This window comes from Paenibacillus sp. 7516 (assembly GCF_002272715.1).
Taxonomy (GTDB): Bacteria; Bacillota; Bacilli; order Paenibacillales; family Paenibacillaceae; genus Paenibacillus; species Paenibacillus illinoisensis_A.
The window spans coordinates 265,573-286,595 of the sequence record NZ_NPBI01000009.1; the positions used below are offsets into that span (position 1 = coordinate 265,573).

Annotated in this window: 22 protein-coding genes and 1 tRNA gene; 6 read left to right on the forward strand and 17 right to left on the reverse strand. The window is 46.5% G+C overall.

Annotation, left to right across the window (positions count from 1 at the left end):
• Window positions 1-120 precede the first annotated feature (120 nt).
• Window positions 121-321, reverse strand: a complete 201-nt coding sequence (locus CHI14_RS10310; RefSeq protein ID WP_095288345.1) for a hypothetical protein — start codon at window positions 319-321, stop codon at window positions 121-123.
• 305 nt (window positions 322-626) lie between these two features.
• Here CHI14_RS10310 and mnmL point away from each other — a divergent pair, with 305 nt between their 5' ends.
• From mnmL to CHI14_RS10330, 4 genes are all read left to right on the forward strand, one after another.
• The gene (gene mnmL / locus CHI14_RS10315; RefSeq protein ID WP_095288346.1) at window positions 627-1,580 is read left to right on the forward strand and encodes a tRNA modification radical SAM protein MnmL/YtqA; all 954 of its coding nucleotides are present in this window, start codon (window positions 627-629) and stop codon (window positions 1,578-1,580) included.
• Between the two features lies 1 nt (window position 1,581).
• Entirely contained in the window at window positions 1,582-2,166 is a 585-nt protein-coding gene (gene mnmM, locus CHI14_RS10320; RefSeq protein ID WP_095288347.1) for a tRNA 5-(aminomethyl)-2-thiouridylate-methyltransferase MnmM, read from the forward strand.
• Between the two features lie 212 nt (window positions 2,167-2,378).
• On the forward strand, window positions 2,379-3,356 hold the full coding sequence (locus CHI14_RS10325; protein ID WP_095288348.1) for a type I phosphomannose isomerase catalytic subunit: 978 nt from the start codon (window positions 2,379-2,381) through the stop codon (window positions 3,354-3,356).
• 27 nt (window positions 3,357-3,383) lie between these two features.
• Complete coding sequence (locus tag CHI14_RS10330; RefSeq protein ID WP_095288349.1) at window positions 3,384-4,364, forward strand: alpha/beta fold hydrolase; 981 nt, start codon at window positions 3,384-3,386, stop codon at window positions 4,362-4,364.
• Between the two features lie 123 nt (window positions 4,365-4,487).
• On the opposite strand, the gene odhB is transcribed toward CHI14_RS10330, so the two are convergent.
• The 10 genes from odhB to CHI14_RS10380 all read right to left on the reverse strand — a co-directional run bounded on the left by odhB (window position 4,488) and on the right by CHI14_RS10380 (window position 15,886).
• Window positions 4,488-5,762 (reverse strand): 2-oxoglutarate dehydrogenase complex dihydrolipoyllysine-residue succinyltransferase, encoded by a 1,275-nt coding sequence (odhB, locus tag CHI14_RS10335; RefSeq protein ID WP_095288350.1) that lies wholly within the window; start codon window positions 5,760-5,762, stop codon window positions 4,488-4,490.
• Window positions 5,763-5,767: 5 nt separating this feature from the next.
• A complete protein-coding gene (locus CHI14_RS10340) occupies window positions 5,768-8,641 on the reverse strand; it encodes a 2-oxoglutarate dehydrogenase E1 component (RefSeq protein ID WP_095288351.1) in 2,874 nt (957 codons plus the stop codon).
• Between the two features lie 561 nt (window positions 8,642-9,202).
• Window positions 9,203-9,276: transfer RNA gene (locus tag CHI14_RS10345), tRNA-Pro, on the reverse strand.
• Window positions 9,277-9,466: 190 nt separating this feature from the next.
• Entirely contained in the window at window positions 9,467-9,898 is a 432-nt protein-coding gene (locus CHI14_RS10350; RefSeq protein WP_095288352.1) for an NUDIX domain-containing protein, read from the reverse strand.
• A gap of 154 nt (window positions 9,899-10,052) precedes the next feature.
• Window positions 10,053-10,409, reverse strand: coding sequence for a cupin domain-containing protein (locus tag CHI14_RS10355; protein ID WP_095288353.1), 357 nt, complete (start codon window positions 10,407-10,409; stop codon window positions 10,053-10,055).
• Entirely contained in the window at window positions 10,406-10,891 is a 486-nt protein-coding gene (locus CHI14_RS10360) for a GNAT family N-acetyltransferase (protein WP_095288354.1), read from the reverse strand. Before CHI14_RS10360 ends, CHI14_RS10355 begins: the two co-directional genes overlap by 4 nt.
• A 190-nt stretch (window positions 10,892-11,081) precedes the next feature.
• Entirely contained in the window at window positions 11,082-11,498 is a 417-nt protein-coding gene (locus CHI14_RS10365) for a GNAT family N-acetyltransferase (RefSeq protein ID WP_095288355.1), read from the reverse strand.
• Between the two features lie 131 nt (window positions 11,499-11,629).
• Window positions 11,630-12,124, reverse strand: a complete 495-nt coding sequence (locus tag CHI14_RS10370; protein WP_095288356.1) for an 8-oxo-dGTP diphosphatase — start codon at window positions 12,122-12,124, stop codon at window positions 11,630-11,632.
• Window positions 12,125-12,471: 347 nt separating this feature from the next.
• Complete coding sequence (locus CHI14_RS10375; protein WP_170948082.1) at window positions 12,472-14,970, reverse strand: right-handed parallel beta-helix repeat-containing protein; 2,499 nt, start codon at window positions 14,968-14,970, stop codon at window positions 12,472-12,474.
• A 130-nt stretch (window positions 14,971-15,100) separates the two neighbouring features.
• Window positions 15,101-15,886 carry a DUF3891 family protein gene (locus CHI14_RS10380; RefSeq protein ID WP_095288358.1) on the reverse strand — a complete coding sequence of 262 codons (786 nt, stop codon included), beginning with the start codon at window positions 15,884-15,886 and terminating at the stop codon, window positions 15,101-15,103.
• Window positions 15,887-16,082: 196 nt separating this feature from the next.
• Between CHI14_RS10380 and coaA the strand changes: the two genes are divergently transcribed.
• Together coaA and CHI14_RS10390 are read left to right on the forward strand one after the other, a co-directional pair.
• Window positions 16,083-17,012 carry a type I pantothenate kinase gene (gene coaA / locus CHI14_RS10385; RefSeq protein WP_095288359.1) on the forward strand — a complete coding sequence of 310 codons (930 nt, stop codon included), beginning with the start codon at window positions 16,083-16,085 and terminating at the stop codon, window positions 17,010-17,012.
• Window positions 17,013-17,073: 61 nt separating this feature from the next.
• Window positions 17,074-17,436 (forward strand): DUF423 domain-containing protein, encoded by a 363-nt coding sequence (locus CHI14_RS10390; protein WP_095288360.1) that lies wholly within the window; start codon window positions 17,074-17,076, stop codon window positions 17,434-17,436.
• Between the two features lie 71 nt (window positions 17,437-17,507).
• Here the strand turns inward: CHI14_RS10390 and CHI14_RS10395 are convergent, their stop codons facing one another.
• The 6 genes from CHI14_RS10395 to CHI14_RS10420 form a co-directional block, all read right to left on the reverse strand.
• Window positions 17,508-18,062, reverse strand: coding sequence for a histidine phosphatase family protein (locus CHI14_RS10395; RefSeq protein WP_349290366.1), 555 nt, complete (start codon window positions 18,060-18,062; stop codon window positions 17,508-17,510).
• 21 nt (window positions 18,063-18,083) lie between these two features.
• The gene (gene murI / locus CHI14_RS10400) at window positions 18,084-18,866 is read right to left on the reverse strand and encodes a glutamate racemase (RefSeq protein WP_095288362.1); all 783 of its coding nucleotides are present in this window, start codon (window positions 18,864-18,866) and stop codon (window positions 18,084-18,086) included.
• Between the two features lie 98 nt (window positions 18,867-18,964).
• Window positions 18,965-19,207: a hypothetical protein gene (locus tag CHI14_RS10405; protein ID WP_212676988.1), complete on the reverse strand. Its 243-nt coding sequence runs from the start codon at window positions 19,205-19,207 to the stop codon at window positions 18,965-18,967.
• Between the two features lie 168 nt (window positions 19,208-19,375).
• Entirely contained in the window at window positions 19,376-19,816 is a 441-nt protein-coding gene (locus tag CHI14_RS10410; RefSeq protein WP_095288438.1) for a hypothetical protein, read from the reverse strand.
• 91 nt (window positions 19,817-19,907) lie between these two features.
• On the reverse strand, window positions 19,908-20,603 hold the full coding sequence (locus CHI14_RS10415; RefSeq protein ID WP_095288364.1) for a GNAT family N-acetyltransferase: 696 nt from the start codon (window positions 20,601-20,603) through the stop codon (window positions 19,908-19,910).
• Between the two features lies 1 nt (window position 20,604).
• A complete protein-coding gene (locus CHI14_RS10420) occupies window positions 20,605-20,970 on the reverse strand; it encodes a hypothetical protein (RefSeq protein WP_095288365.1) in 366 nt (121 codons plus the stop codon).
• Window positions 20,971-21,023 lie beyond the last annotated feature (53 nt).

Genomic DNA, 21,023 nt, shown 5'->3' on the forward strand with positions numbered 1-21,023 from the left:
GACTCATTTTGCCGAAGAACCGGCCAATTGTAAAGAGCAATGAAAAAGGAATCTTCGGATCTGCCACTTGGGGCAAATCTCAAAGATTCCCTCTTCGATTTATTTGGAATTGGGGTCCAACTACTTTAATAGTTCATAGTCTACCTTATCTTGGTGTGAAAAATCAAATGTCTTTTCGAAAGCTGTGCGAACTTTTTGTCTTGCAGCCGCTTCCACTTTCGGATTGCCATTAAAACGAACACCTGTCAAAGCCAGTGCCTCTTCTGCCGTCAGTTCTACTGAAACATGATGAAGGTTATTGTTTTTAACTTGGGAATTCATTCATATCACCTCACGGTTTAGTATGGTCCATGACGTCAATTTTGATTCAAATGCTATGATGAATAGTACCCATTGGATGCTGTCTGACGTTAAGTTAAATATAACACAAGGTGTAAACTATAGCAAGCGAAAAACCTTGATAAACCAGTCTATTTTTGAGTTTGAATTCCCCTTTTTTTGCGTTTTTTGATACAATGGTTAAAGTCCATGGAGACACGGATTTTAATGATCCGTTCTATCACGTGAATAGATAAACATCTGTCTCTCCCAAGAGGGAATGCGGCAGCCAAAGGAGCACCCTGAAGATGAATGCACCTGCAATACAACCTCCTCTTTTCTGGGGAGATAAACGATTCCACACCTGGAATTATGAAATGCGAAACGAGTTCAACAATAAAGTGTTCAAAGTTATGCTTGACGCAGGATTCACCTGCCCAAACCGTGACGGTTCAATTGCCAAGGGCGGTTGTACTTTCTGCAGTGCCCGGGGATCAGGAGATTTTGCCGGCAGCCGGCGGGATGACCTGGTTACCCAATTTAATACGATTCGGGACAAACAGCACCTGAAATGGCCTACGGCCCAATACATTGGCTATTTCCAGGCGTATACGAACACATATGCTCCTGTAGAGGAGCTCCGTGAGTATTTTGAAGTGATTTTACAGCAGCCAGGTGTCGTCGGTCTGTCTATTGCCACTCGCCCCGATTGTTTGCCTGATGATGTTGTGGAGTATCTGGCCGAACTGAATGAACGGACCTACCTGTGGGTTGAAATGGGACTTCAAACCATCCACGAGTCTACCTCAACGCTCATCAACCGCGCGCATGATACGAAATGTTATGAAGAGGCCGTAGAGAAGCTGCGGAAACGGAATATACGCGTGTGTACACATATCATCTATGGCTTGCCTCAGGAAACGCATGAAATGATGCTGGATACCGGACGCGCAGTAGCCAATATGGATGTGCAGGGCATTAAGATCCATCTGCTTCACCTCATGCGCAAGACCCCGATGGTCAAGCAGTATGAAGCCGGGCTTCTTCGATTCCTGGAACAAGACGAGTACATCAAACTGATTGTCGATACACTCGAGATGCTGCCACCGGAAATGATTGTGCACCGCCTCACCGGAGATGCTCCGCGCGACCTGCTGATTGGACCGATGTGGTCCATGAAAAAATGGGAAGTGCTGAATTCCATTGACCGCGAATTACGTTTACGTGATTCATGGCAGGGTAAATATTGGAGGGGAGCATAATATGGGCTTTCTCTCGGTTCTTAGCTGCGCCCATCAATGGGTATCCTCCCGTTTGCAGCCCGGGGATTTTGCCATTGATGCCACAGTAGGTACAGGTGCGGATACCCTGTTTCTGGCACAACAGGTTGGCAAACGCGGTCAAGTCATCGGTTTCGATATCCAAAATGAAGCGCTGACTCTTGCACAAGCCCGAATTCGTAAACAGGAAGACGGATCAAAGCTCGGTTCCATCTCCCTGATGGAGTTAAGCCATGACCGAATGGCTGAAGCTGTTCCCGAGCAGTGGCAGGGCCAAGTTGGCGCCGTCATGTTCAACTTGGGATACCTGCCGGCCGAAGGTGCGGATGCTTCTGTTATTACTCAAACGGACAGCACGATTGGGGCATTGGAAGCAGCACTGGGCTTACTGAGACCACGCGGCATAATTACAGCTGTATTGTATCCGGGCCATGAGGGTGGTGCACAGGAGGCAGATGCAGTACTGGCCTGGTGTTCGGCTTTGCCTGTAGACCAGGCACAAGTTGTTATGTACCGCCAGCTGCAGCGCTCAGCCTCTCCATTTCTGATTGGCATTGAGAAAAAGTAATTTCCTTTACTCTCCAAATGCCATAAAATAAACACATTAAACAGCACGACATCACTGTGTATAAATATGGGCCAAGCTCTAATCTTGGCTCGTTTACTATGACGATGCGTGCTTTACATATTTGGCTGCTGCAACCGTATACAATCCGGTATGCACAGGCATGGATTTGATTAAAGTGATTCACCACTTCATATACTAGAGGAGAGATTACGATGTCTAAGCCATACCCACTACAATTTCAACCCGAGTTTAAGGAACGTGTATGGGGAGGTCGGGCGCTGGAGCAATTCGGTCTGACACCACCTGAAGGACATATTGGAGAAGGATGGATGATTGCAGATCATCCTAACGGTACAACCAAAGTCATTAATGGCGAACTTGCTGGTAAAGGTCTGGATGAAGTGCGGGAACAGCTAGGCACTTCGTGGCTCGGAACAAAAGGTGTATCTGAAAAAGGCGGACGCTTCCCCCTCTTGATCAAACTGCTGGACTGCAATGATGATCTATCCGTACAGGTTCATCCTACAGATGATTATGAAGCCCTTCCTCCAGGAGAACTTGGCAAAACGGAAATGTGGTATGTGCTGGACGCGAAACCGGGAGCGCACATCATCTATGGTTTAAACGAAGGAGTCGATCGTGCGGTACTGAAGGAAGCATTGGAGAATGGCACGGTGATGGATACGCTCCGTCAAGTACCGGTTGAAGCGGGAGATACGTTCTTCATCCCAGCCGGAACGGTACATGCTCTGTGCGCAGGAGTGGTCGTTGCCGAGATCCAGCAAAATTCAGATACAACTTATCGGATCTACGATTATAATCGCCCAGGACTGGATGGAAAACCACGTGAGCTGCATGTTGAAGATTCCTTGAATGTGACTGCCTATGAGGGCGCTGGTGCTACCACAATGAAAACCAATAACGCGACACCAGGCGAATGGCTGAAGCTGGCGGAATGCCCTTATTTTGTCGTGGAAAAAGGGATTGTTACGGATCGGTGGGAACTTTCTACTCATGCTGACAGTTTCACTATTCTCGTCGTTTGTGAAGGGAACGGAACCTTGGAATGGGACAATGATACCCAGGAAAAAATTGAATTGAGCGCTGGACAATGCTACCTGCTGCCTGCCAATCTTGGAGCTTATACGCTGGATGGCAATACGACAGTTCTTCGTTCTTATCTACCTTAATCAAACCAGTGAAGGAGGGGTTACACGATGCAGGAATCTACGTTTGCCCTTGTGGGTAATGAAGGTACCCGCATTCATGTCTACCGCTGGCTTCCCGATCCGGAATGCGATGTCAGAGGCGTAGTACAGATTGCGCACGGCATGGCCGAGACCGCAGCACGATACGTTGAATTCGCCGAGTGTCTTACCAGTCACGGATATGCTGTCTACGCCAATGACCACCGAGGACATGGGAAATCTGTCGAGAATCCGAAACTGCTCGGCAATGCCGGAGCAGACGCCTTTCGCTGGATGGCAAGTGATATGATCAATCTCGGTGAGGTCGCATCCAAGGAACATCCGGGAGTCCCTTTGTTTCTGATGGGACATAGTATGGGGTCGTTCCTGGTGCAGCATCTGATGTATGCAGGACATGAACGTTACCATGCATTTATTTTGTCCGGAACCAATGGGAAGCGTGGTCTTCTCCGATTTGGCGAAAAACTCGCACTCATGCAATGTGGTATCCAGGGTGCGGCACATCCGAGCATGCTGCTCAATGCCATTGTGTTTGGCGGCTTTAACCGTTCCTTCCGTCCGGCAAACACACCATTTGATTGGCTATCGCGTGATGCGGATGAAGTAAAACGATTTATCGACGATCCATTGTGCGGGGCCATCTGTACCGCCGGATTCTTTCGTGATTTTTTCAGACTGTTATTGGAAATCCATATGCCTGAACACATGAAGCGGATTCCAAAAGATAAAGCAGTGTATCTGTTCTCCGGAGAACTGGATCCCGTTGGACTGAATGGTAAAGGTGTGTATAACCTGGTCTCCCAGTACAGACAGCTTCAGATTCAGGATGTTGAATATCGCCTGTATCCCGAAGGACGGCACGAGATGCTGCACGAGACCAATCGTGAAGAAGTATGCTTGCATGTGGTCAACTGGTTAGAGCGTCACACGCCGGGCTCCGAGCAAGACAGCACGAATGAGATTCGTGATACACTCGCTGATACGGTCTGACTTTCCTTATAAAGCTATAACAATACGAAAGCCCCTACCGAGGCACACAGTTTGCACTGTGCTCAGGTAGGGGCTTTCTGCTAGGTGAATCTATAATGATTGCTAATGTTGTTTCGGTCCGTGTTATCCTTCGATCAGCAAGGATTCTGGATCTTCCAGCAGTTCCTTCACCGTGACGAGGAAGCGCACTGCCTCGCTACCATCGATAATGCGGTGATCATAAGACAATGCGATATACATCATTGGGCGATTTTCCATGCGCTCTGCGTCGATCGCCACCGGACGAAGCTGGATCTTATGCATACCGAGAATACCCACTTGAGGTGTATTCAGGATCGGTGTAGACAACAGAGAACCAAAGGTTCCGCCATTAGTAATCGTAAACGTACCGCCCTGCAAGTCGGAGAGCGCAAGGGAGTTGGAACGAGCTTTGGAAGCCAGGTCCGCAATGCTCTTCTCAATCTCAGCGAAGCCCAGACGATCTGCGTCGCGAACGACAGGAACAACAAGACCTTCCTTGGCAGACACTGCGATTCCGATATCGTAATATTTTTTGAGTACAACATCTTCCCCATCAATCTCAGCATTGATGGTTGGGAATTTTTTCAGTGCGCCAACCACGGCTTTGGTAAAGAACGACATGAATCCCAGGCCGATATCATGTTTCTCTTTGAACTTGTCCTTACGACGTTTACGAACATCCATGATTGCAGTCATGTCTACTTCGTTAAAGGTTGTCAGCATTGCTGCCGTTTGCTGTGCTTCTACCAGACGCTTCGCAATGGTAGCCCGGCGACGGGACATGCGTTGGCGTTCAACCGGCTTAGCATAAGTAGAACCTCCAGCTGCCGGAGCACTTGCTGGAGCTTTGCTTGCAGGAGCTGGCGTTGAAGCCGGTGTCTGCGTGTTATGACTTTTTACGTCTTCCTGATACACACGTCCGATTGGGTCTTTGCTCTGCACCTGATCCAGCTCAATGCCGCGCTCGCGAGCAAGCTTGCGTGCCGCTGGTGAAGCCGTTTTGGTTCCATTCTCGGAAGATTCCGGAGCTGCAGTTACGGGTGGAGTTGCTACTGCTACTGCCACTGCTTCTGGAGCTGGGGCCGCAGCCTGTTGCTGTTCTGCAGTCGGCTGGGAAGCGGATGCTCCGCTTCCTCCTCCTGTTCCTGCTCCCAGCGTACCAATCGTTTCTCCGATTTCAACAGTCTCGCCTTCCTGACGAATAATTTTCTCGAGTACTCCGCTCTCTTCCGCACTGATTTCGATATTTACCTTATCGGTTTCCAGCTCCAGAAGAACGTCACCCTGATTTACGGTTTCGCCTTCTTTGACAAGCCATCTGGAAACCGTTCCTTCAGTAATCGATTCACCCATTGCAGGTACTTTAATTTCACTCACAGCTGTTACCTCCCCAGTGGAATATTATTCTTCGTCGTTTGCTTCAACGCGGATGTAATAATCTGTTGCTGTTCCATGCTATGCACACTTTGATAACCGCTGGAAGGACTCGCGTGTTCCGGACGGCCTTCGTATCTCACGGTTGTTCCTTCCGGTGCAATAGCGCGCAAGCGAGGTTCCATGTATGTCCAGGCTCCCATGTTTTTGTTCTCTTCCTGAACCCAAACCAGTTCTTTCAGCTTGCTGAAACGTGCAAGTACGCGCTTGATTTCTTCCGCCGGGAACGGATACAGCTGTTCAACACGAATGATGTGAAGCCAGGACCAGTCGGCTTTGTCTTTCTCAAAAGCATCCTCGAGATCAATGGCGATCTTCCCACTGCACAGAATGATGCGTTCTACGCGATCCGGTTTGGTTCCAAGCCCTGCTTGTTCAAGTACAGGCTCAAACTTGCCTTCACTGAACGCTGCAGCGGGTGATGCAACACGCGGATTACGAATAAGACTCTTCGGCGACATCAAGACCAGAGGACGTGCATCTTCTGTTTCAGTCAACGAAGCCTGACGGCGCAGCAGATGGAAATACTGGGATGCACTCGTCAAGTTCGCAACCGTCATATTATCTTCTGCACAGAGCTGCAGGAAACGTTCAAGACGGGCACTTGTATGCTCAGGTCCCTGCCCTTCATTGGCATGAGGAAGCAGCATGACCAGACTCGACTTCTGAGACCATTTGGCACGGCCAGCGGATACGAATTGGTCAAAAATAACCTGTGCACAGTTGGCGAAGTCACCAAATTGAGCTTCCCAGATGACAAGCGTATCCGGGGAATACACGTTATATCCATACTCGAATCCAAGTACCGACTCTTCCGACAGCGGACTGTTGTAAATGGCAAACGCTGCACGTGCTTGTGGCAGATGATGCAGCGGGCAAAATGTTGTCCCGTTCTCCGAATCATGCAAAACCAAATTCCGGTGAGCGAAGGTTGCACGTTCTGCGTCCTGTCCGCTGATCCGAATTGGCTTGCCGTCAGCCAGAATTGTGGCAAATGCCAGTGTCTCGGCAAGACTCCAGTCCACTTTTTCGCCCTCGTTCAGAGAAGTACTGCGACGCTGCAGAATACGCTGCAACTTCGGATATACATTGAAGTTCTCTGGCCATTTCAACAGATCGGCATTAATGCTGCGCAGATTCTCCAGCGGCACAGCTGTTGGAATAAGCGACACCGCTTCAGGTTGAGTGGCTTTCAGTTGTGACTGCTCATGAACTTCGTTTTTCTTCATTTGTTCATAAGCATCTTTCAGACGATTCGTTACGGCATCACGAATGCTGCCAATGGATGCATCATCTACAACCGCTTCCTGCTTGAGCTGGTCCTGATACAGATGACTCACTGTAGGGTGACTCTTCACTTTTTCATAGACCTTCGGTTGAGTGGTCTCCGGATCATCCGTTTCATTGTGACCATAGCGGCGGTAACCGATCAGATCAATCAGGAAATCCTTTTTGAACTTGTTGCGGTACTCTGCTGCCATGCGAATCGCCGCGATACATGCTTCCGGATTGTCTGCATTCACATGCACAATCGGAATCTCGTAACCTTTGGCAAGGTCACTCGCGTAATAAGTAGAGCGGGAATCGCTGCTATCGGTCGTAAACCCGAGACGGTTGTTCACGATAATATGAATCGTTCCGCCATTTTGATAGCCCGGGAGTGCTTTGAAATTGAGCGTTTCCGCCACAATGCCTTCACCAGGGAAGGCTGCATCGCCATGCATCAGAATTGTCGCTGCTTTTGTAACGTCCTGTTTCGGATATCCCGGATCACGCCGATCATCCTGCGCCGCACGTGCAAAGCCTTGAACGACAGGGTTAACGTACTCCAAGTGACTCGGATTGTTAGCCAAAGTCAGACGAGCCTGTACCGCTTCGCCATCTTTCACAAAGCGATTCGCACCAAGGTGGTATTTGACATCCCCTGTCCAGCCGTAATTGATTCCTGTCGATCCTTCAGACGGAACCAGATCCTTGTTCGGGGAATGATGGAATTCAGAGAAAATTTTGCTGTATGGTTTACCAAGGACATGAGCGAGCACGTTCAGGCGACCCCGGTGAGCCATCCCCATCAAAATGTGGCTTGAGCCCGAGTGTGCCATAATGCGTACTGCTTCATCCAGCATCGGTACGAGCACGTCGTTTCCTTCAATCGAGAAGCGTTTTTGTCCTACAAACGTTTTGTGAAGGAAATCCTCGAACTGCTCTACCTCAACCAGACGTTCCAGCAGTGCCTTCCGTTCATCCTGATTCAGTGGTGCCGGGGAAGTCCGGGATTCAGCACGGCGGTTAAGCCATTCGCGTTCATGAACTTCATGAACATGGCTGAATTCATAAGCAATCGGACCTGTATAGATCTGGCGCAGACGCTGAATGGCATCCCAGCCGTTGGTCGTCTGTCCATCTGCACCTTCCCAGATCAGGGATGCGGGCAGTGCTTTCAAATCTTCTTCATTCAATTCAAAATGCTTCGGTTCCAATAAAGATGTATCTGATTCTTCACTTATGCCAAGCGGATCAATATCCGCGGCAAGGTGACCATAAGTTCGAATATTCCAAACCAGTTTCCCGGCTGTAACCGCTTTCTGTAATAATTGAATATCCACGCTCCCGGAAGCTGTTTGGGCGTTGCCGGAATAAGTGGCTGTATGTGCATCTCTGCCAGGCATCGGCGGAGCACCCCATTGTTCAAACAATTCCCGATATGCGGGTGTAACCGATTCAGGATCTTGAGAGAATAATTCATATTGTTCTTGTACGTATCCCAAATTGGGTCCATAGTAACTTTCCCAGGGCTTCTTGTTGCCTTCCTCGATCGTCATCGACGTTCCCTCCGTCTTGATTTAGTCGTGTGTTTTGACGGAAATCATTGACTAAGCCGTAATTTGCGTTCGTTCAACATTTTAAGCGAAATTTTTCATGAAGTCCAATCATCGTGATGTTGGGGGTAAATAACGTTGTTCCGACGCTCCCGTCAAGGTTTGTCTGCGTTTTCAAAAACATAATAAACAATAATTGGATATGCCGCCAACACAGATGTCGAATCGTGTCCGAATCTGCTCGAGGGTTCCATCTAGCTCAATGTAAATCGAATTCGTTTTCTAATGTCTATTCTATAAACTTTTACGCTCAGGAGCATTTCCTATTTTTAGTTCAATTGATGCATAAATTAGATGAATCAGATAAATGAAGCATAAACTCTGCATATCGCAGATATATCTGTTCCCACGTTTCCGCATTAACCCCCTTTAATATGAATTGTGGTCCATAACCAGCCAAAACAAACCGTCCAGTTAAACATTAACCATTTGAGAACAGATTCAACAAAAAAAGACCGTGAATCGTCAGATTCACAGCCTTCGCTTCGGTGTACAGGTTTCGAATCGGAGTAGCGGGATTTGAACCCACGACCTCACCCACCCCAAGGGTGCGCGCTACCAGGCTGCGCTATACCCCGATAAATCGCAAATTGAATCGCGAATTATAACGTGTTGTTCTTTCATATCACCAAATCGCTGAATCCCATTGCGGGATCCCAATCAACATATATCCAAATTATACCGTATGCTCGTTGCACCTGGCAATATATAACATTGGGTCTACCTATGGGTCTCTTTATAAACGCTGCCGTATCGATTACATGGCTCTTAACTACGTTCCAAAATCATATGTGAGGCAAATGGTGTTAAGGAGAGCTGGTGAATCTGCTCCATTGCAAACCAAGCCGCACCCAATGAATCTTCCCCATCCGGTTCCTTCCTGATCTCACTTGCCTGCTTGTCAGACTTCAACTGCACATCATACAAAATGCCAATATGATGAAGCTCCTCAGGCACCTCCTGATACATCCAATGCACGACAGTGGATTCCGCAGAACGAATGGTCACCTGCACATCTGTAAGTCCCGTTTCTTCTTCAATTTCGCGGTGCAGGGCCGTCTCCGGCTGTTCTCCGAATTCCAGTCTGCCACCCGGCAGATCCCAACACCCTCTATACGCGCCTCGTGCTTTATGAATTAACAATATCTTGTCGCCCCATCGAATAAGACCATATACCCCCAGATGTGTATGTTGATTCATGAATGATTCCTTCTTTCATCCGTGAGGTATCTGACTTGTTCCTCCAATATTCGGATCCGCTTATTCATCTGATAAAACGATGGAGTGAAGATTAACCCCGTTATAATGATAACCACCCAGAGCATACTCAAAGGCTTCAGCTCCCTTTTCAGATTCATTTAGCATGCAATGACAAACGAATATCCAGCTCACTTCCTTCAATTAACATGGCCGTTAACCCATGCTCCGAACCGGACCGATGGTTTTCACCGTCCATCCAAAACGCGGCTTCTCCGGCCTGGATAACTACACGTTCCCCCGTTTCACCTTCAACCCAGCCATCACCTTCAAGCACCAGAAACACCTGCTCCCCTACAGCCGGATGCAGCCCCAATTCTCCGCCGCCAGTGAGTTTGAGATAAGACACATGGCAACCCGAGGTGTTTCGAAGGATTGGCGTAATTTCTGCTCCGCTGCTTCCAAAAGCCGTAACGATTCGGGCATGTCCAGGTGCTATACAATAAATTCTCACTTGTTGTTTTCCTCCGCTAGGGTATCCAAGTCTACTGCCAGGCGGATCATATCCACGCAGCGAATACCGTCCTCGATAATCTCTTCATCGTAATGTCTTACAAAATAGTCGCGATCAACCCCTATAATGCGAAAACCGCAGCGCTGATACAGCTTCAACTGATGAAAACTGGAATTGCCTGTTCCGATCTCGACAGTACGACATCCCAGCCTGCCTGCTGCTTCAATCGCTTCCTTAATCATGTGCTTGCCGACGCCTTGTCCCTGTAATTCTTCCTGAACGGCAATATTAACAATCTCCACAGTGTCGGGCCGGGTCTTAAGCAAAACAAACTCGCCTACCATCTCGCCTTCATATTCAGCGATAAAGCACACACCACGACTTAAATATTCGTCTACTTTGGCTTTGGAGGGATCAGCCATTAGCAAAAGTTCATAGGGCTTTTCCTCTTCCCAATCCAGTATACGGAACGTTAGTCTCATGCGAATCTCCACCTTTTCATCGTACAATATTCATTGACGGCCCGTTTGCAGAAGCCTATGTATCAACTTAAACGCTAAACTTGGATATTCTCATCACACGCTGGCACTAGGATTAATAGCGAAATACTTCTTGAACTCTCTTTAATCTGGTCATATCAAAACATCATATAACTCTATTTACTATAAGTACTTACTGTGATCCATTCTGATTGGAATAATGGCGAACCATCATGCCGCTGGCTCTGCGCATTCCCTGCTTCTCATAGAAAGGCTGCGTTTCGGTATCACATAACAGATCGATCATGTACAAACCCTGGAGCCTCTTCAGCATTCTCTCTGTTAGCGCTGTCCCAATCCCCTTACCTTGGAACTCCGGGACCACTTCCAGCAATGGAATGTATGCACTAAGTACCCCATCCGAAATAGCTTGAATAAAGCCTATGACCTTCCCTGTCTCATCATCCACTGCAAGCTCAACTGCATACGATTGCTCCAGCAGTTTCAAAAAAGTCGCATTCGACGGTGGATTGGGCCAACCATCAAAAAAATGTTCGCTCAGTTGTTCCGCGCCTATTCCGCCCAGATTTGATCGGTACGAAATTCTCATCGCTCACCTCTCCCTTCAAAAAAAGCAAACTTCATTATATCACAATATATGGATACGTATACATAGAAATGGATGATACATTTTGTTCAATCCCGGTGAGTATTCATCTGTTGCCATGTCCTTAATTTCTTCTATTCCATTGCTCTATCGGTGTACACCATAAACGTTTCTTGCAGTGTACGATTTGTCGACTTCTCCCAAATCACGCTTCGTTCGAATGTACCTTCTTGAAAGAAGCGCGGGAATCGTTCTGCAAACCAATCCTGCATAGGCAGTTCAAGCGCCTGTTCCACCGGGACCCACAGCAATTCACCTTCAGGCGGATCCTGCAATAATTCACCTTCAAAAGAAGTGGCCAAATAATTAAAAACCATATAGCGCAGTCCCTGCTCGGGATCACAAAACTCATCCAACCCTTTGTATGTAATCTCACGGACCTCGAGTCCCGTTTCTTCTTTCACTTCCCTCATGGCTCCGTCCACAATGCTTTCCGGGAAATCTACCTTGCCCCCCGGCGCAATATATCCTGGAAACCCCTTACGATCAGGTCTGTTCATCAACAAAACCTTGCCATTGTGCTTGTCCCACACCATACACATCGTAAATATGTCAATTCTGGTACTCATCATTATCCTCCTGCCGCTGTTCTCCCTTGGTTGTATATTAACATTTCTGGTCATCTCTTGAATTTTCCTGCCTCCAAAAATTAATTTCAGGGTTAGCAAGGGAAATAACTATACAAACCTAAGTAAGCCCTTTTATATAAAAAGGACTCAGCTATTTAGGATGCAATATATAAGTCTGTTGATAAGTACTATAACATTTCAAAACTAACTACCTGACGAGGTAAAGAGTTAGAGTAAACACTAAACTTATCTAAAGGTTCATCTGTTATAATTCTATAGATCATAATCTCATCAGGTAGAAACTCGTTTATTCTTACAGGGAATATTTAAATATTTTTTTAAGTGATTTATTGACTTACTGATGGCGTAATTAAATCCATAAAAACAGGTTCGCCGATTATAATATTGACATTGGATTTATTGTACTCAAATTTAATATCTGTGTGGACAGAATGGTTTTTATAATCCACTTCTAGTACATAAACGCTAATTCCGTCAACATTCAAGTACTGCCCCACACCAATATTTAGCACACTTGAAACTTGAGTAATGATAGCTGAATTTTGTAGTATCGTTCCTCTAATAGGAGTCGTTGGGGGTCTACCATACATTCCAGCAGTTACACAAATCCTCTCTAGGACTTTTCCTAATGTAAAAGTCGTATTATTTACTCGATCATATTTGCTCCATATTCTTGCAGTGTAAGTAACGGGATGTCTGGCATCAGGAAAATCGTTATTCCTTAGGATACGGCTATTAACACGATCACCTTCCCAACTAATACAGCGGCCATGAAAGGTTGCATCACCTTGTGATGTTTCTGCAACACTATGAGGTATATTAACTTGTATAAAAACATTGCTTCTCATCGTAACAGTTCCTCCAGCTTTCATGCCAGTGTCTTCTCTGCTGTAAGTCCCCCCAGATTTCAAAGCTACATAATCACTCGCCAAATTTCCGGATCTTAAAACCACTCCAGCAACACAGGAATGAAAGTGGTTGTCTTCAATAAATGAGTAAGGCGCTCTCTTTAATATCAAACCTGTATTCGCATTAATAATGTTATTCGATCGTATTTGAATACCATCTATTCGTAACGGATCAAGGAAAATTGCTGTTGAGCAATCACGGATTGTATTATCTTTAATGATACATGGCTCCCCGCCAGCATGCTCTTTTGCGGTTCCCGCCCAAAACATTCCATACTCAAATCCTCTGACCCGATTACCACTAATTTCTGCTTGTAGAACCCCTTCCCCGTTATCAATCAAAATGCCTTTACCTAACGAACTTGGATATAAATTTGTCTCCCTTATTATATCGTTACCAATGACTCTACAATTTGGAGTTCGAATATGGATGGCCCCATCAAATATTTTGTTGTTTTGCCCAGGATTTACGATTCGATTGTATAGAATATCAACGCCTACATGATCAGAAGGCCCTGGCGAGTGAGGGGTTAAGTTGAAAGGGTTAACACGAGTTACAATTCCACCACCAGAACTGCCATTATCTCCACCGGGTTTTTGCGCAACACGTTCAAGGTAATTATGTGAAATAGTAACACCATTAGTATATCTAATATAAATACCTTGTTCCCATGTAGCATATAAACGGTTATTGTGTACTTGAATATTGCCGCGATAGGTTGGTGCGTTTAGAGGATCGTGGAAGCTGCCTTTATAGATCTGAATACCACAATTAGGACCAAGTATTATATTTTCACTGACAATTGAAGGATTTTCATTCCATGTTTGTGCTAGAGCATCAATACCAATATCAAGTCCAGGGACTTCAATATAATTATCAGATATAAGAAAATTCCCTGCATTACGAAGTTCCGCCGCCGAAGAAGTAAACGCAAAGATAATCGCTCCAGTATAAACATAACTTGAAAATGAGACGAAGCTACCATCTAATATTGATTCAACTGTTTTTCCACTTTCTCCATAAAACCAATTGTTAGAGATGGTGAAAGTGTCACATCCACGATATAAAATCCCTTGAGAAAACTTACGAAAAACACAGTCCTGAATAATCCACTCAGAACAACGATAGGCGTCAATACAACTGTTGTTTTTTCCAGGTCCAAAATTATGATAAGTACCTTTTTCCAATAAAATGTTCTGAGGTATGTTCTCAAACTCCAATGACTGAATAGACCAATCAAAAGTCCCTTCCTCAGCGTGGACCAGCGAAAACGCTGCTCCTACGGGATCTAGATTATCAATTCTCTTTATTTTTGCCTGTGCCCCTCGCCAATGAACACTAGACCGTTTAATAATTTTATTTTTCACTCCGTAGGTTCCAAATGGAAAGACAACAATTCCGCCACCTCTTTGATAGACGAAGTTCTCAGCCGCCTGAATAGCGGGAGCGTCGTTGTTAACACCATCAGCTTTTGCGCCAAACCACTGCGGATATACTGACTCCGTTTGAAATTCCCCATTTACCATTCCGCCCAATGAAATATCAAATACCCAATCATAAGGCCTTGCATCAATTGATCCTTGTATTGTTATTGTGACACCTTTTTTTATTTTAAACCTTCCATTGCGTTGAAAAACAAGTTGCTTGTCAGCAGGAATGGTGACATCCTTGTCTAGTAAAAATATACCTTGTGGGATGATGATAATATCCTTTTCATTTGTAATTAGAGAACTTAGTGCAGTAGAGCTACTCTTAACTCCAGTGCGATCTGCACCATTCCATGTTATGTGCACTCCTCGATCCGCAACTTCTTCATCAATTTGAGTAAAGTTAGCGGATAATTTTTCACTATGAATCTCATCTTTTTCAGTTATCTCACTGTAAAGATTGAGGTATCTTGTTTTTTCTTTTTCCATAGCAGTCCAGCCCTTCTCAAAAAGTAAGAAACAACGGCTCATGCTACTTATGTATATTCAAGATGTTTTATTTTTATGGATATAACTTTTAACTTTGTTGCAAAGTTAAAAGTTATATCCCTGTCCCATTTCAGTCCATACTTGTAATCAACACTCTGCGTTCTTTCCACTCGGCACGACGATAAGCCTGAAGCAGGCCAAATTTGCGAATGCTTGCTTTGGGTACCGATTTGTAAGGCAGACCGACTGTGAATTCCTGAGTAAATGGAAAGTAAGAGAGTCCTACTTTATCACCTGAGATCCATTCAGCCCGAATCGGTTCTCTTCCACAGGCATCGAAGGTGCAGCTTAGTCCCTCTGCAAAAAAATCATAGCGCGATGCAGGGGTTCCCGGCTCCTCCATACAGAGAAAAAGGCTTAGCTGATCACAGAATAACATGATCTCCAGGTCGCTTTGCAATCTGCGATCGAGTTCATCTCCTCCGCCGAGCTGCTGCTGCCAATCCTCCTGAAAACGTTGTTCTTTCTTCAAATATTCCCTGATATCGTCATCATCGTTAGGGTTAGCACCCAGGGTGTTCTGAAATAGCTCCGTGTACATCATGCTGCACAATAGCCCCGCATACAGACTTTTTTCACGGACTTCGTCAATCCCTTTTTGGTAAAATACAAAACGCGGACGTAACGGAAAATCCCGAAACGAATACGGGGACTGGCTGTAATCATTCCAAAAAGGTGCGGAATCCAGCTCAATCCAGCCACGGTCGTGTTCTCTTGCTGCAAGTATAAGCTCCTCCCGGTGACGGGAATCAGCGAGCAGTTCATCTTTCCAGTGGGAAGCCATCACGCCGGCTACTTGTCCATGCTCATGCTGTGCGGTCAAAACAAAATCATGCTCTCTCTCATATACGATCATTTGCTGTCACCCTTCCGCATGGTATACTTCGACTTTTACATATACTGGTATAAATTGTCCCGTTATCACTTCACTTTTTCTTCTTCGCCCGGACGGCATAACAAATTTGCAAATGTAAAGGTGTTGTCAGTTGCCTGAAATTTGGTACACTAAAGATTGTGTCACTGATTACATTACATACAGAAAGCGGGATCTCATGAATTTATACTCTCCTTACATCGAGTTTAACCGCAAGGAATGGGCTGAACTGAAAGAACATCAGACCACCCTTCCACTGACGGAAGCCGAATTGGAACAACTAAAGGGATTGAATGAAGAAGTATCCATTCAGGAAGTGGAGGATATTTATTTACCACTTACCCACTTTATTGACTTATATGCAAGAGTTTCACGTGAATTGAATCGATTAACGGCTTCTTTTTTGAAAAAGGAACAATCTCCCGCTCCCTATATCATCGGAATTGGGGGCAGTGTTGCCGTGGGCAAAAGCACGACAGCCCGTTTGCTCCAGGCCATGCTCGCCAGAGGTAAAAACAAACCCAAGGTTGACCTCGTTACGACCGACGGTTTTCTATATCCCAATGCCATACTGGAAGAGAAAGGCATCATGAACCGGAAGGGATTCCCCGAAAGTTATGATATCAAGTCTCTTATTCAGTTCATGGGCGATGTAAAATCGGGTAAGCCTGAAGTAAAAGCGCCAGTGTATTCCCACCTTGCGTATGATGTCATTCAAGGAGAAGAGCAAACGATCTGTCAACCGGACATCCTGATTATTGAAGGTATTAACGTTCTACAGGTGAAGAAGGAAACACCGCTGCTTGTCAGCGATTTTTTTGACTTTTCCATCTATATTGATGCAGAAGAGGAGCACATCCGTCATTGGTACATTGAACGTTTCAAGCTGCTGCGCAGCACCGCATTTCAGAATGCAGATTCCTTCTTCCATGACCGCTTTGCCAACATTGGTGAAGAGGAAGCTGTACTGACGGCCAATCAGATCTGGCAGGACATTAACGCCAAGAATCTGCACGAGAACATTTTGCCAACCAAGGGACGGGCAAGACTAATCTTAAGAAAAGAAGCCGACCACTCGATTCAGCACATTAAACTGCGCAAACTGTAGTTGCTGTCAGCAAGCTGTACCGAAGATCAAACTACCCCTCTACTAAAGGAGACAATAGCCTATGCAAACCTTGGTTGTACTCGGTAGTATCATGATGTTTCTCGCCGTAGCTCTCGGAGCGTTCGGTGCTCACGCGCTCAAGCGAAAATTATCTGCAGACATGATCAAAATATACGAAACCGGAGTTCAGTATCACATTGCCCACGGTCTCGGATTGATCCTTTTAGGCCTGATTGAGGGCCGCCTGGAACAGTCTTCGCTTATTATCGCGGCCGGATGGCTGCTGTTCGCAGGCATCCTCCTATTTTCGGGCAGTCTCTATGCACTAAGCATAACGGGTGTCCGCAAACTTGGTGCGATTACTCCGCTTGGTGGAGTCGCATTCCTTGCCGGATGGGTCATGGTCATGATTGCCGTTCTGTAATGCAGAACGGATTGTAAACGAAAAAGAGTGTTCTAGCCGATGTAGATGATCGCTGGAGCACTCTTTGTTGTTTAATCTGTCCATATTCTGCGAATGGAAGGTGGCCCCTGCTCTCCTCGCTGCCGTTCCAGCACATACACATCGGGATTGGTTAGCAACCTCCACTCTTCGTAACCAAAGGACCTTTCATAATGGCGAAGGAGCAGAGATAGCATGTTGCCATGAGTTATAACAGCCGCAGATTGCTCAGGGCGACTCCAACATTCCTCCAGCACTGCTATCCCACGTGCGGTCGCGATGCGTGACGACTCTCCGCCTTCTACTGCGAAGTTCTCATCCGCATATGTCCGTTCCAGCACTTCCATCCAGTTCTCCAGATGGCGAGTGCTGAGCACTCTTTCCTGAAGACGCTCATCGGTATGTATATGTTGAGATGCAGCTCTGGCGAGCGGGGCTGCCGTCTGGAGCGCTCTTTTCCACGGACTGGAGACAATGTAAGCTATGGAATGAACAGCAAGTTTCTCCGCCAAACGCTCTGCCTGACGAAGACCTTCATCTGTAAGTTCTGCATTCGGCTCCTGTCCTGTTGCCTTGGCATGACGAATGAGGTAAATCGATTGCAGGATTCTCTCCTCCTCTGGTACAGCTCATCTGGTCATCGTGTCAAGATACCGAAGAGCAGCCTTCATTTTCTCCTGATCTTCCAATTGTCCTCCTGAACTCAAAAATGTAACCTGTTCCTCAGGTCTCTTCCCATGCTGTTCCGTCAACTCAAGCAACTGCTTCAGACGGTTGACCGTGCCTGCACTGCCATCAATAATCTGTACATGATCCGGAAGTACAGTCCGGAGGATATGTGAATAGAACGGATAATGTGTACAACCAAGTACAACCGTACCGTATGAATCCAGATCCAGATCAGCCAGTTTCCGGCGAAAATACGCAGCACTTTTTTCCGGATCAAAATCCAGCTGTTCACACCATTCCACAAGTTCAGGCAGTGGCATGGAATCCACACTGTGATGGTCATCCACGCGGGATACGAGTTCGTTATATTTGCTCTGACTCAAGGTTAGTGCCGTTGCAAATACAAGAACTCTCCTCCCGCTTTCACGATTCATCTCTACAGCCGGCTTCACCGCAGGCTCCATTCCGATGACCGGGATATCATACCTGGCACGCAAATCCTTTACCGCCAGACTTGTCGCCGTGTTGCAGGCAACCACGATTGCTTTTACATGTTCCCGCACGATCGCTTCCGCGCAATCAAAGACATGCCCTCTTACTTCATCGGCCGATTTGGTTCCGTAGGGAACATGAAGCGTATCTGCATAATACAAAAACTGTTCTTCAGGCAGCTGCTGCAAAGCTTCATGTAGGACGGTTAAACCGCCGATGCCCGAGTCAAAAAATGCAATTTTCTTATTCAAGGGTTTCACCTCTATAACGTATTCTTTTGGGTACCAGGTCCAGGAACCTGTATTTCCTGCTCATGATGACTGGAGGTGAGGATTGTTGTTGAGAATTACTATTCTTCACTCATTTTATACTGTCTAAGCCAGTCTTTGCCACTGTTCCACTCGTTCACGGAATTCCGCTCCCCAAGCAGCTCCGTACTTGCTTGAGCCATAATCCATTCCCTTAGGCCGTTATCGGAGCTGGACTCAAGTTTCTGTAAAAGAACATTCAGCCCTTCCTCACCCGTCTTCAGGATTAATCCGTATGCCTCCGGGCTGCCTGCAATATAATCGTTAGGATTACTGCTGCTCATGATCACAGATTCATTAACCATTTCCTGCAGACTGTGCTCAATCACCCCTGATATACTCTGTTCCTCGGTTTGGACCGAGCACGCTCCCACCACAAATACAGTACTCAGAGATACCAGGCAACGTACCAAATGTTTACGTATCACCTGACCACGCCTTTCAACAAAAGTTTAACGAAATAGGGACCTGCCATTCATTTCCCAGTACCGCTGCTCCTCTGGCACCCGATCCAGGAAATCCACATAGGATCCAATCCAGCCCTGAGGCATGTAATGTTCAAAAGACGCCGGCTCGGGGAACATGGAGCAAAACTGTCTTTGGTCAAAATCCACAAGGAATGACGGTACAAACTTCAACCACTCGTCACCATCTTGATGCTGCTTCCGAAATTGATAGAGACAGTCTTGCAGCTCTGCGGCGGTTACTCGCTCATCCTGAATGGCCTGCAGGAATGCTGCAGCTGTTTCCTCGTTCAGTATTTCAATGCCGAACCGTTCCTCCATCTCCACATTCAAAAACCAGTACTCCCGCTCAGTTACATACCAGCAAAACGTTCCTCGAAACCGGACTCCCGTAATAGTATTCTGCGCATATTCAGGTTCTGTCTTCATCATTATACTCCTCCCGGTAAATACGGATATGAGCTTCAATGACATGTTGCAGCTCCTTTTGTACATATCTCCGAATGACCGGGTTCACCCTCTATGATAACGTCGTAATGCTGAAATCCATGCCATATTGATACAGTCCAAGTTTGCGGGCCACCTGCTGCGAGGAAAGATTGTCCCAGGATGTACTGTAGAGAGGAATGCGTCCGCTCTCTTGCACGTGGTACTGCCAGCATTTGACCGTCTCCACCCCATATCCATGTCCTCTGTACGCAGGAACTGTATGCAGACTCGCTTCTGCGCCCAGCTCCGAAGTTCGGGCAGAGCAGCAAACGGCTACGGCGGAATCTCCAATAACATAAGCGACTACAGGTGCCTTCGCATACAATCGTCCGATGAGATCGGGAAAATGCTCTTCCAGCAAAAACGTATGGTGATGGTCAATAAGCTGCACACGCGAATGCCACTCATCCACTTTCTCCCGGAAGACAAATGCAGGCCCCATCCATAGATGCTTGACGGGCTTATAAGCCTCGATCGTCCCTAGCAGCTTCGGAATGTCAAGCGGAAGCTTCGCTTCAGACGCCAGCTCAACCATAAGTTCTGGCGGCAGGTGCTCATGATAATATGGCAGAAGGCCAGCGGAAGTCATGCCAATAAACAAGGCAGGCGCATGCCCGCCCTCCGGTTCGTTAATGCCAGTCAGACGCTGGTGCGTGTTCATCGTATATAGGGTCTGTGCCTGTATTTTCATCAAGTCAGACGGTTCAATATTGAATAGGCGATCCATATTATTTAACCAGCCTTAGTAATAACCGCTCGCCTTCACTTCGTTTATGAACAGACTTTTCCAGGAACTCGGGCAGTTGCCGCAATTCGGCCGGACGATATCCGGGCCCGCATCCACAACTATGGAAGGTGATTCCGTGGCGATAAAGAATCGCTACCTTCTTCCATTGTTTCAGATCGCTTTGCTTCGGTGCTCTAAAATCTTTTCCCATGCTAACCATGGGTGCCGCACACTGCGGGCATTTAAATTCAAGCCTTTCATACACTTCAGGAGCGAGATCATGTCTCGATGTTTGCTTAAATGATTTGCGGCAGTCGAAACAGGCATACGTGTCTTTGTATGGTCCTGACATGGCATATCTGCACAAAGAACTGCACCTCCTTCATTAATTTCCATTATACGGTATATTCCAGGGAGATA